The organism is Pedobacter yulinensis (assembly GCF_003029735.1).
In the GTDB taxonomy this organism is placed as follows: domain Bacteria; phylum Bacteroidota; class Bacteroidia; order Sphingobacteriales; family Sphingobacteriaceae; genus Pedobacter; species Pedobacter yulinensis.
The window spans coordinates 475462-487411 of the sequence record NZ_KZ686269.1; the positions used below are offsets into that span (position 1 = coordinate 475462).

The 11950-nt window shown below is 50.4% G+C and carries 8 protein-coding genes; 6 read left to right on the forward strand and 2 right to left on the reverse strand.

The genetic code is table 11. The features are described 5' to 3' along the window. Positions 1-7 precede the first annotated feature (7 nt). From C7T94_RS09490 to C7T94_RS09500, 3 genes are all read left to right on the forward strand, one after another. Positions 8-3229 (forward strand): error-prone DNA polymerase, encoded by a 3222-nt coding sequence (locus C7T94_RS09490; RefSeq protein WP_107216044.1) that lies wholly within the window; start codon positions 8-10, stop codon positions 3227-3229. A gap of 119 nt (positions 3230-3348) precedes the next feature. Next, positions 3349-5850, forward strand: a complete 2502-nt coding sequence (locus C7T94_RS09495) for a glutaminase family protein (RefSeq protein ID WP_107215116.1) — start codon at positions 3349-3351, stop codon at positions 5848-5850. Between the two features lie 293 nt (positions 5851-6143). Next, the gene (locus C7T94_RS09500) at positions 6144-6476 is read left to right on the forward strand and encodes a hypothetical protein (RefSeq protein WP_107215117.1); all 333 of its coding nucleotides are present in this window, start codon (positions 6144-6146) and stop codon (positions 6474-6476) included. A gap of 63 nt (positions 6477-6539) precedes the next feature. On the opposite strand, the gene C7T94_RS19495 is transcribed toward C7T94_RS09500, so the two are convergent. Both C7T94_RS19495 and C7T94_RS09510 read right to left on the reverse strand, forming a co-directional pair. Then, positions 6540-7226 carry a response regulator transcription factor gene (locus tag C7T94_RS19495; RefSeq protein WP_204353256.1) on the reverse strand — a complete coding sequence of 229 codons (687 nt, stop codon included), beginning with the start codon at positions 7224-7226 and terminating at the stop codon, positions 6540-6542. A 143-nt stretch (positions 7227-7369) separates the two neighbouring features. Then, positions 7370-8548, reverse strand: a complete 1179-nt coding sequence (locus C7T94_RS09510; protein WP_107215118.1) for a Gfo/Idh/MocA family protein — start codon at positions 8546-8548, stop codon at positions 7370-7372. Positions 8549-8749: 201 nt separating this feature from the next. On the opposite strand from C7T94_RS09510, the gene C7T94_RS09515 reads away from it, so the two are divergent. The 3 genes from C7T94_RS09515 (at position 8750) to C7T94_RS09525 (ending at position 11939) form a co-directional block, all read left to right on the forward strand. Then, positions 8750-11071: a S9 family peptidase gene (locus tag C7T94_RS09515; RefSeq protein ID WP_107215119.1), complete on the forward strand. Its 2322-nt coding sequence runs from the start codon at positions 8750-8752 to the stop codon at positions 11069-11071. Positions 11072-11178: 107 nt separating this feature from the next. Next, a complete protein-coding gene (locus tag C7T94_RS09520) occupies positions 11179-11358 on the forward strand; it encodes a hypothetical protein (protein ID WP_162618639.1) in 180 nt (59 codons plus the stop codon). A 104-nt stretch (positions 11359-11462) separates the two neighbouring features. Then, positions 11463-11939: a mobile mystery protein B gene (locus tag C7T94_RS09525; protein ID WP_204353257.1), complete on the forward strand. Its 477-nt coding sequence runs from the start codon at positions 11463-11465 to the stop codon at positions 11937-11939. The last annotated feature ends 11 nt before the right edge of the window (positions 11940-11950 follow it).

An 11950-nucleotide genomic window follows, 5' to 3' on the forward strand; every position in this document is an offset into this window, starting at 1 on the left:
CAAACAAATGCGGTATACAGAGTTGCAGGTAACGACCAATTTCAGTTTTTTAAGGGGAGCTTCACATCCTGAAGAACTGGTTGCCAGGGCAGATGAGCTGGGTTATGAAAAAATAGCCATAACAGACCGCAATACTTTAGCCGGCGTAGTGCGGGCACATGTTGCCGCAAGGGGAAAAAATATACGCATCATTCCGGCCTGCCGGCTCGAATTGCTGGATGGCCCTCCTTTGCTTGCATATCCCACTAACCTCGAAGCATATAAGCGGCTTTCTGCCTTACTCACGCTGGGAAACCTCAGGGCCGAAAAAGGATCCTGCTTTTTGTATAAGGAGGATGTGTTTGCCCATGCCGCCGGCATTGAAATGGTGGCTTTGCCACCCGATACGCTGACTACCGTTTTTGATTTTGAGCTCTCTTTTAAGGAACATCTTAAGCAATACAAGGCTGCCTTTGGCACTGCGCTTTCTTTGGCGGCCATTCGCAGTTATACCGGCGACGATCAAAAGCGATTATTCAGGCTGGACCAACTGGCCAATGAACTTGGCATCCCGCTGGTAGCCTGTAATGATGTGTTGTATCATGTTCCCGAAAGGAGGGAGTTACAGGATATCCTGACATGCGTGCGTGAAAAATGCACCATTTATACCGCAGGATTCAGGTTAAACAGCAATGCAGAACGTTACCTGAAATTACCTGCAGAGATGGAACGCCTTTTTGCCGCCTATCCCAAGGCTCTTGAAAAAGCGGTCCGCCTCGGAGCGGCCTGTACTTTCTCTCTTGATGAGCTTAAATACGTTTATCCGCGTGAGATTACCAGCAAAGGGCGTACACCCCAGGAAGAACTGGTGCACCTGGCCTGGAAAGGTGCGGAAGAAAGATACGGGAAAAAAATACCGGAAAAAATTGATCGCGCCATTCGGTATGAGCTGAATTTCATGGAACAAATGAATTATGCATCTTATTTCCTGACGGTGTATGATATTGTGCGTTTCGCAAGGGAAAAAGGAATTCTTTGTCAGGGAAGAGGGTCTGCCGCCAATTCTACCGTTTGTTACTGCCTGGGTATCACCTCTGTAAACCCTGATGAATTTGATCTTCTATTTGAACGTTTTGTTTCCTCAGCACGAAATGAGCCTCCCGATATTGATGTTGATTTTGAGCATGAGCGCCGGGAAGAGGTTATTCAGTATATCTACAATAAATACGGGCGCGGCCGCGCTGCAATCGTTGCAACCGTGACACAATTGCACCAGAAAGGCGCTATCCGGGATGTGGGTAAGGCCATGGGCCTCTCTGTCGATACAGTTAACCGCCTGAGCGGCGCGATCTGGGAATTTACTGATGAGTGGTTTGAAGAGGAAAGGCTGGTAGAGCAGGGCCTGAACCCGGCCGATCCGCATCTGCGCAAGGTATTGCAACTAACTGGTCAAATGATCGGTTTTCCGAGGCAACTGGGTCAGCATACAGGCGGATTCATCATTACTGAAGGTAAACTCAGCGACCTTTGCCCCATCATTAATGCCAGGATGGAAGACAGGACCAATATTGAATGGAACAAGGATGATATCGAAGCGCTCGGGTTTTTGAAGATAGATGTGCTGGGACTAGGCATGCTGACCTGTATCAGGAAGGCATTCGATCTGGTCAAAGTCCATTACGGCCGCGATCTGACCCTGGCCAATATTCAACAAGATAACCGGGTTTATGACATGATCTGTAAGGCCGATACCATTGGTGTATTCCAGATTGAAAGCAGGGCACAGCAGTCCATGCTGCCGCGGCTGCGGCCAAGAGTGTTTTATGACCTGGTCATTGAAGTCGCCATTGTACGGCCAGGCCCTATCCAGGGAGATATGGTACACCCTTACCTGCGACGCCGAAATAAGGAAGAAGAGGTCACTTATCCGTCTGCTGAACTGGAGGAAATCCTGCACCGCACGCTTGGCGTTCCGCTGTTCCAGGAACAGGCCATGAAAATAGCCATTGTGGGCGCTGGTTTTACACCTGCAGAAGCCGATGAACTGCGGCGAAGTATGGCCACCTTCAAATTTAAAGGCCTGGTGAACCAGTTCGAAGAAAAGCTGGTCAAGGGCATGCTGGATAAAGGGTATTCAGAAGATTTTGCCAGGAAAATATTCAGGCAACTGGAAGGTTTTGGCAGCTATGGTTTCCCGGAAAGCCATGCGGCCAGTTTTGCACTCCTTGTGTATGTATCCTGCTGGCTTAAATGTTTTTATCCGGATGTTTTCGCTGCAGCTTTGCTGAACAGCATGCCTATGGGTTTTTACCAACCTGCACAGATCGTTATAGATGCACGCAAGCATGGTGTTGAAGTACGCGCAGCAGATGTAAACCACTCAGCCTGGGATAACTCGCTCGAAGAACTGACCGGAAAGAGCCGGGCCATCAGGCTGGGATTCAGACAGATCAAGGGTATGCCGCAGGAAGATGCCGATATTCTGGTGCACAACCGCGGCCGGGGGTACGCTGCGGTAACGGCGCTTCGTGATGCGGGTGTGAGCCAGGCCACTCTTGAAAAATTGGCTGATGCCGATGCCTTCCGTTCCATTGGCCTGGACCGCAGGCGTGCTTTGTGGGAAGTCTCTGCCTTGCATGACCGTCCAATTGCCTTGTTTGAAGGCCAGGAATCGGAGAGTGCGCAAGAAGGGCAGATCGAATTACCGCTGATGCGCAGTTCAGAACATGTGGTTCAGGATTATGCCAGTACATCACTTTCCCTGAAGGCGCACCCCGTAAGTTTTGTGCGCGGGGAGCTGGAAATGCTGCACATCAGGTCTACCCGCGAAACCAATGAAACCAAAGACGGCCTGATGGTTAAAGTGGCAGGCCTGGTGCTGGTCAGGCAACGGCCTGGCACTGCAGGAGGTGTTTGTTTCATTACCATAGAAGATGAGACCGGTTTCAGTAACCTGGTGGTGTTTGAAAGCCTGTTCACCAAATACCGCAAAGAAATTCTTCAGGCTAAACTGCTTATGGTAGAAGGGAAACTTCAACGGGAAGGGGAGGTGGTCCATGTCATTGTAAGGCGATGTTTTGACCTGACCAGGCTGCTGCGTAAAATGACGACCATAGAAACCGACCACCAGCCCGTGCTTACACTTTCCAGGGCTGACGAGCGTTCCCCATATCCTGCAACGAACAAACGTACCCAGGTGCGGCATACCCCAGATGACGATGTTTTTCCCAATGCAAGGAATTTCAGGTAAATAAAAATTAGGGTAAAAGATCATTTTAGTGTTGTGCTAAATCGAATTATTATTAATTTGCTTATTCAAGTTTCCCCGAGCGGGAAAACTGAAACACATAACCAATAAACCTAAGAGATATGAGCACACCCCTTACCCCGTTGCCCGGACCATCAAATCTTTCCAACTTATACCGCAACACGCTGCAACTTGTTTGTCTGCTGCTGCTGTATGGCCTGAGTACAGCTGCGCAGGTCACCAAAGCGCCGGCCTATCCTTTAATTACACACAATCCTTACCTGAGTATCTGGTCTAATTCAGACACACTCAGTGCGGTGCCCACCAAACACTGGACCGGTACGCCGCATTCACTGATCGGCCTGCTGCAGGTAGACGGCGCTAATTACCGCTTTCTGGGTAAGGAACCTGAACGCTTCCGGACCATTCTGCCCGCTTCAGATGAGGTATCCTATACCGTCAGTTACACAGAAACTGAACCCAGGAACAACTGGACAGACAATGACTTTGATGCTGCCGGCTGGAAAACGGGAAAATCGCCCATTGGCGATAATACCGGAACCGATAAAACCATCTGGAAAACGCGGGACATCTGGATCAGGCGAACATTTCATATCGAGGATTTAAATACCATTAAAGACCCGTTGCTGAAAATATCGCACGACGACGACGCGGAGTTTTGGCTGAACGGCAGGAAAATCTACAGCAAAAAGGGCGTGACGAACGATTATGGCTTGATCGCCTTTGACCCGGGTAAACTGAAAACAGGCGAGAATGTCCTGGCCATCCATGTGGTTAATACCGGCGGCGGCGCCCGCGCCGATGCTGGTATCGCCGAACGCGAGCCGGCAAACACGGCCTTTGACCGGGTAGCCAAACAGACGTCCGTGCAGGTATCGGCCACCCAGACCCGGTATACCTTTACGGCTGGCGGCGTAGCGCTCGACCTGACCTTTACCTCGCCGTTGCTGCTCGATAACCTTGCACAGCTTTCCAGGCCAATCAGTTACGTGAGTTATGCGGTACGCGCGGTCGATGGGAAGGTGCATAACGTTAAAGTACTGACCAGTGTATCTACAGATATCACCGTCAACAAAGCCCTGCAGCCTGTACAGGCCACATCAGTTCGAACTGCCGCATTCTCTGCTTTAAAGGCCGGCAGCCAGGAACAAAAGGTGCTTGGCAAAAAGGGCGATGATATGCGCATTGACTGGGGTTATCTTTACATTGCCGCTCCTAATGGCGCCGGCACCCAGCAATACGTTAGTACAGAAAAAAAGGCTCTAAGTTCTTTTGCCAATAAAAACTTCAAAACCCAGGCCTCTGCCGGAACCAAGCTGGCACTCAATACTGTCTTTTCGTTCGGTAAAACGGGCAGCAAACCTGTTGCACGTTTCCTGGCTATTGGTTATGATGAAGTGCAGTCGATCCAGTATTTTGGAAAAAACCTCCGGCCCTGGTGGAACCGCAAAGGCGATAAAACCATGCAGTCTGAGCTGGCTGCAGCCATTCGCGACTATGCCAAAGTAAAGACGGCCTGCAATAATTTCGACATGAAATTGTATGCAGACGCCCGCAAATCTGGGGGTACACCATACGCCGACCTCTGTGCCCTGGCTTACCGGCAGAGCATTGCTGCCCACCAACTGGTCGAGAGCCCGCGTGGTGAATTGCTTTGGTTCTCGAAAGAAAACTTCAGCGGCGGTTTTATCAATACCGTTGATGTGACGTATCCGTCTGCACCGCTCTTCCTGATCTACAATCCGAAACTGATGGAAGGTATGTTAAATGGTATTTTTTATTACAGCGAAAGCGGAAAATACGATAAGGATTACGCTGCGCATGACCTGGGCACTTATCCTTTTGCAAACGGACAGACGTACGGCGAAGACATGCCGGTAGAAGAGTCAGGCAATATGATCATACTAACCGCGGCGATTGCAAAAATGGAAGGCAATGCGGCCTACGCTAAAAAACACTGGAATATTTTAACCCGCTGGGCAAAATACCTGACCCGCGAAGGCTTTGATCCGAAAAACCAGTTGTGTACAGACGATTTTGCCGGACACTTAGCCCGGAATGCAAATTTATCGGTCAAAGCGATCATGGGCATAGCGTGTTACGCCCAGCTGGCAGAGCAACTTGGTTATACCGATGTGGCCCGAACCTACCGGCGTACTGCACTGGATATGGCCGCCAAATGGCAGGAAATGGCAAAAGATGGTGATCATTACAGCCTGACATTCAGCGATAAAAGAACATGGAGCCAGAAGTACAACCTGGTTTGGGACAAAGTGCTCAACCTGGGCATCTTTCCGCAAGAGGTTTTTGATACCGAAACCGCTTATTACCTTAAAAAGCAACGCGAATACGGATTGCCGCTCGACAGCAGGAAGACTTACACCAAATCTGACTGGATCTTGTGGACCGCAACATTCGCGCCCGCGCCAGAACAATTCGAGGCCCTTGTAAAACCGGTGCACAGTTACATGCGCGAAACAACAAGCCGTGTTCCCCTGTCTGACTGGCATGAAACAACAAACGGTAAACAGGTTGGTTTCCAGGCGCGAAGCGTGGTAGGCGGCTATTTCATGAAAATGCTTTTTGATAAAAGCAGGAAATAACCCGGCTGTTTCAGCCCCAGGGTCCCGGCAGCATAGGGCCTGAAAAAGCAGCGTCTAAGCGCTGCTTTTTTTATGGATTATACATGCTTAATTGAGAAAGGGCCGCTGACGCAAGCTCCTATAACTTACGTGGAACAACCACGTGCTGTGGGGGCAACCGCTTAGGTCGGTAGCCTGGCTGTGAATTAACCGTAAATTATTTTACAGGTAATGTTGTGCTGAAATTAATTCTATACTTTTGAAAGAATTTCGAAATCATCCCGAGGAAACTTACTTGATTAATCGGAATCTGAATGAACCTCTACGGGAAAATCGCGTTAACGCTTCTGCCGGCCTTCTGGCATTTTCAAACGCAAGACAACGAAAAATCATCCCTGCTTAGTCGTAAATTATCGTTTACAGTTCACAGGCTGGAAACGCTCGAAAGTGTATTGAACCGCGTTGAAGTTGATCTCGGCACACGCATCGGCTACAGTGCCCGGCAACTGTCGTCTTTCACGGCAAAAGCGGCAGTATACAAGGATACGCCTGTCAAAACAATCCTTGACCAGCAGTTCGCAGGAAAGTCTTTGTCGTACCGTCTGCATGGAAACCAGTTGCAGATTGTTGCCGTTGAAAAACAATAAACCATGTTCCGGTGTGGCCCTGAACATGGTATACTGTTCGATTGAGCTGATTGGCAGACTTGTTTATATTAGATCGAATGCGCGCGCATACTGCACGAGGTCGAAATAGCTGCCGATATTCAGTTTTTTCTTTATGTGTTTTCGGTGCGTTTTAACCGTCATTTCAGAAATGAAAAGCGTTTCTGCGATTTCTGCAGAGCTTTTTGACAGTGCGAAATATTTCAGGATTTCCAGTTCCCGGGGTGTAAGCCGCTCAAATTCTTCTTCATGCTGGAAACGGAATTCAACTTCTTCCTGCAGGCGGATCGCTTTGTTGCCAATGAAATGAATGGTGTCCATTGGGGAAAAGTTGCATAAAACCAGTTCCGGATTCCTGGCGTCATCCCATTTAAATATACGGGCACAGGCCATGTACCAGTTCCAGGAATCATTTCCCTGTTCTTTCAGCCGGATAAAATGGCTTGCGGTTTCTTCTACATTGTTGCTGGCAACCAGTTTTTTGATCTTGCCGGCCAGTTTCTTCGCCTCCGGCGGATGAAAGAGCTGTTCTAGTTGCTCAAAAGTAAATCCGAGGATACCATTGTTGCTGACAAGTTTGCGGTGGCCGTTTTCAGATATCCAGACAACTGTTTGTTGTTGAGCGTCGAGGAAAGTGGTCACTCCCGGAAACTTGTCGGCAATAGGCGCAAAGTCATGGATACCAGATTCCCGCTCCCGGAGGGGTAACTGTAAGGTCAATAAGTTATTCATAGGGCAGGTAAATGAGCACAAAAATTATTCCTAAAACGTTTTGCGAACGCGCTAATTGCTCATTATTCCAGATTTTAACCTAAATCGCAGGTTTACAGCACGGTTATTTACAGGCCGCCGTTCCCGCCATGTCAAGAGCCGGTTTAGTCCGTAAGCCTGCCCCGACGCGACGATACTGATTTCAATTTGAGTTTCACGGGTTTCCCTGTTTTTGCCGACTCATAAATGGCGTCGATGATCAGGTGATCCTGAAGTCCCTCCTCGCCAGGGGTAAATGGCTTCCGGCCCCGGAGGATACATTCTGAAAAATGATCCATTTCTGTCGCGAAATGATTCACATCCGGAATGCCGATCTCTGTTTCCAATTGATGCATTTCTTCAGCATGCACCATTTTCAGCCTCTGCCCGCTGTAATTGAAGGCCTTGTCGAGCATCAGGCGGCCCTTTTCAAAGTGAATGTTCAGGGTGCGGGCCTCGTGAATATTGTAGTGGGTCATACAATTGGCAATAACGCCGCTCGGGAAACGCATTTGCCAGGATACCATTTCCTCAACCTCCTTAAAAAGCGGATTTCCCGGGGTCGAGTAGGTGTAGGCGAAAATTTCTTCGGGTTCCTCACCCAGAATGTACCGGATGGTATTGAAACAATAAATGCCAACATCAGGTAGCGCACCGCCGCCGGCTGCATCTTTTTTAAGCCGCCATTGGTCAGCATTGGCGCTGCTTTGACCGTTTACCGCCTCAATAAATTTAGGCTTGCCAAGCGATGATGCAGCTAAAGCCGACTTCATATAGCGCACATGCGGTTCAAATTGCATCCGGTAAGCAATCATGAGTTGAACTCCTGCTTTTTCACAGGTACGGATCATTTTTTTACACTCGGCCGGTGTCGATGCCATCGGCTTTTCACATAACACGTGTTTGCCTGCGTTGGCAGCCCTGACCGTATAGTCCAGGTGCATGGTATTGGGCAGGACAATGTAAACAGCCTGTACGTCAGGATTGTCTGCCAGCCGATCGAACTGTTCGTATGTATAGCAATTTCGCGGGTCCACGCCATATTGCCCGGCCACTTGCTGCATCTTTTCTTCATCTCCGCTAACCAGTGCCGCCAATTTCGACTGCTCAGATGAGGCCAAAGCGGGCAAGATCTCTTCCAGGGTCAAATGCCCCAGGCCAACAACGGCATAACCCACCCGGTCGGCCGGAGACAGAGGAGAAGGCGCCGGCGGGGCTTCAACATCTGCAGCAGACTTCCATTCTTCTAGTTTGACCGGTTTTTGCATTTTTAATTTGCCCTTTGCGCTTTGTTTTTTCATCATGTCTTTTTTTTAAAAAACACAGGTTTCCTTCAAATGTTCGTGACCTTTAACTTCGCCTGCTTTTTACATTCCCGGCTTGTCTTTCATGGCATGGAAACGCCAGCATTTCTGCAGCGTCAGTTCGCCTGCCTCTCGCAAGAAAATTTTTGAGAGAAAGCCGGAAAAGTTTATGAAATTGCCTTCGATTGTAAACCTTGTAAAATGAACAGATATTTCTTCGGCGCTGCGGCTTTGTTTTTTGCCTGCAGCGTTCAGGCGCAAGACAGACAGCTCACAGCAGCCGATTATGAGCGGGCCCAGCGCTTCCTCTCCACCAATGCCGAGCAGCTTGTAGACCATGCCGTGTCGCGGCCAGACTGGCTTCCCGGCGACCGCCTGCTGCTTCGTGATGCAGGCAACGGAACGGTTCAATACCTGCTGGCAGACGCCAAAGCAGGCAAACTGCAACCAGCCTTCGACCATAAAAAACTGGCAGCCGCGCTGTCGGCAAGCCAAGGGCCCGTGCGTGCCAATGCCCTGCCCATTAGCGGGGTGGAATTGCTCCCAGACGGCCAGAACCTGCGTTTCTTTTTCGGCGGCAGGCTCTACACCTGCAACCTGAAAACGTATCAGCTACAGGCCCAGCCTGGCGGTCAACCGCCATCGCGGCGCCGGTCTGCAACAGGAAAGCAGGGCGACGGTCCGGCGAACCGCTCGCCAGATGGCAGCAAGGCGGTTTTCATCCGCTCCCATAATCTTTGGCTGCGGGACCTGAAAAATGGACAGGAAACACTATTGACAACAGACGGCGTAAAAGACTACGGGTATGCCACCGACAATGCCGGCTGGAAGTCGAGCGATGCGGCTATCGTTGCCTGGTCGCCCGATTCGAGAAAGGTCGCCACCTTCAAACAGGACCAGCGGCACCTGAACGACATGTACCTGGTCAGCACCAACGTTGGCGCACCCAGGTTAAAGCAATGGAAATATGCACTGCCTTCTGATCAGAAAGTCGCGATGATTGAGCGCGTAATTATCGATGTGGCGCAAGCACGGGTTATCCCGATCCTGGCACCTGCAGATCCGCACCGGGCTACCCTGAGCGACGATATTTCAAGCAGTGGTACCCTTGATGATGTGCAGTGGAACGCCGATGCCAGCCGCCTGGCCTTCGTGTCGACCTCCCGGTACCACAATGAAGAGCGGGTTCGCCTTGCTGATGCAGCCACCGGAAAAGTGACTGAGCTTTTTGAGGAAAAAGTGAAAACTCAATATGAATCGGGATGGGGCACCATCAACTGGCGTTTCCTGGATAAGTCGAACGAATTGATCTGGTTTTCGGAACGTGATGACTGGGGTCACCTGTACCTGTACGACAGCCGGAGCGGAAAACTAAAAAACCGCATCACAACAGGGTCCTGGGTGGTTACTCAGCTCCTCAGGGTAGATGAAGAGAAACGCCAGGCGTATTTCATAGCCCGCGGGCTGCAAGAGGCCAATCCTTATTTTGCGCAACTCTGCCGGATCGGCCTGGACGGTAAAAATTTTAAAGTACTTACGCCCGAAGCCGGCAATCACCGTGTGGAGTTCAGCGAGTCGGGTAAGTACTTTGCAGACAGCTGGTCCAGTCCTGATCAGCCCGGGAGCAGCACCATCCGCGACCTGGATGGTAAAATACGGGTCAGGCTTCCGGCTACAGACATTTCAAGACTGCTTGCGGCCGGCTGGAAAGCACCCCAGCCCTTTACAGTGAAAGCGAACGATGGCAAAACCGACTTATACGGGCTGCTGTATACACCTGCTAATCTTGAGCCAGGGAAAAAATATCCCGTTATTGATTACATCTACCCCGGTCCGCAGGGAGGCAGCATTGGCGGAAATTGGTCGTTTGCGGCCGCCCGCCGCGATAACCAGGCACTTGCTTCGCTGGGCTTCATCGTGGTAGAGCTTGAGGGATCCAGCAACCCCTTACGGTCTAAAAGTTTTCATGACCAGAGTTATGGCAACATGGCTGAAAATACCCTGGCCGACCAGGTTGCCGGAATCAAAGAGCTGGCCAGGCGTTATCCTTATATGGATCTGGACCGGGTTGGGATCTGGGGGCATTCAGGAGGTGGTTTTGCTACCGCTGCCGCCATGTTCAGGTATCCTGATTTCTTCAAAGTCGGAATCGCCGAGTCGGGCAATCACGACAACAGGAATTATGAAGACGATTGGGGAGACCGGTACAATGGCCCGATCAGTGACGAAGAATATGCCAGGCAGGCAAACCAAACATATGCCGCCAATCTGAAAGGAAAACTCATGCTGGCGCATGGCATGATGGACGATAATGTCCCGCCTTATAACACCTTGCTCGTTGTCGAAGCGCTTCAGAAAGCCAATAAGGATTTTGACCTGGTCGTTTTTCCAAATAGCGCTCATGGCTTTGGCGCTTACAATACGTACATGATGCGCCGCCGGTGGGACTATTTTGTAAGCCACCTGATGGCTGCCCGGCCGCCAAAGGAATTTAAGATTGAGATCAAACCAGACGTGCGTTAACGACAGGCATGGCGGCAATGTACTCCCAAGACTAATTTAAGTCTATAGATTTAGCAGAGGCAATGGATATGCAACTGGTTTATGCGTTGGTGCCAAAAGAGGAGTCGATGCAAAAGTTAATTGAACGCAAAGCAAGGGAAACGGCTACCCAAATCGTCATGCGTACCTCTGCATCGATGAAACTTGAAGACCACGAAAACCGTCAGGAACGACTGGAAGCAGCCATCCGCGAAAAAACCGCGCAGCTTATAGACGAAATGCCCAGGTTCATTTGGGACCAGTACTGAGATATGATGACGGTCAGCCCCCCTTGACGATGAGGAACGGGTGGGTCTGCGCATTTCATCGATAACGACCCGGCAGGAACTCGACGAGGTGGAGCAATGGAACATTGAGCAGGCGGTCGAGTGGTCAATGCGTAGCCGCTGGAAATGCCAGCCGGATCTTTACAGAAGACTTTATCTGCCAACTGCATGTTCGCATGTACGGACAAGTATGGGGCTGGGCAGGAAATTTCAGAAAAACGAATAAGAACATTGGCATTCATTACCTGCAGGTAAGGCAGGCGCTAAGGGAGCTAATCGATGATGCTGGTTTCTGGGTCGGCAACAGCGTCTACCCGCCCGATGAACTGGCCATCCGTTTTAAACACCGCCTTGTGTCCATTCATTGTTTTCCGAACGGAAACGGGCGGCACTCACGGTTAATGGCCGATATCATCAGCCAGCACGTGTTCAAACAACAGGTGTTCAGTTGGGGTGGGGTTTCGCTGGTTAGCCCGGGCGAGCTGCGTAAAACGTATATCGCAGCACTGCGCCTGGCCGATGGAGGAACCCTGCCCAAACTGATCCGTTTTGCCCGTAGTTAAGCGGGAAAGAG

Excerpts from the sequence above, each read along its gene's own strand:
- C7T94_RS19495 (WP_204353256.1), bottom strand. The coding sequence starts at position 7,226 with ATGAATAACTTATTGACCTTACAGTTACCCCTCCGGGAGCGGGAATCT.
- C7T94_RS09520 (WP_162618639.1), top strand. The coding sequence starts at position 11,179 with ATGCAAAAGTTAATTGAACGCAAAGCAAGGGAAACGGCTACCCAAATC.
- C7T94_RS09515 (WP_107215119.1), top strand. The coding sequence starts at position 8,750 with ATGAACAGATATTTCTTCGGCGCTGCGGCTTTGTTTTTTGCCTGCAGC.
- C7T94_RS09490 (WP_107216044.1), top strand. The coding sequence starts at position 8 with ATGCGGTATACAGAGTTGCAGGTAACGACCAATTTCAGTTTTTTAAGG.
- C7T94_RS09510 (WP_107215118.1), bottom strand. The coding sequence starts at position 8,548 with ATGATGAAAAAACAAAGCGCAAAGGGCAAATTAAAAATGCAAAAACCG.
- C7T94_RS09495 (WP_107215116.1), top strand. The coding sequence starts at position 3,349 with ATGAGCACACCCCTTACCCCGTTGCCCGGACCATCAAATCTTTCCAAC.
- C7T94_RS09500 (WP_107215117.1), top strand. The coding sequence starts at position 6,144 with ATGAACCTCTACGGGAAAATCGCGTTAACGCTTCTGCCGGCCTTCTGG.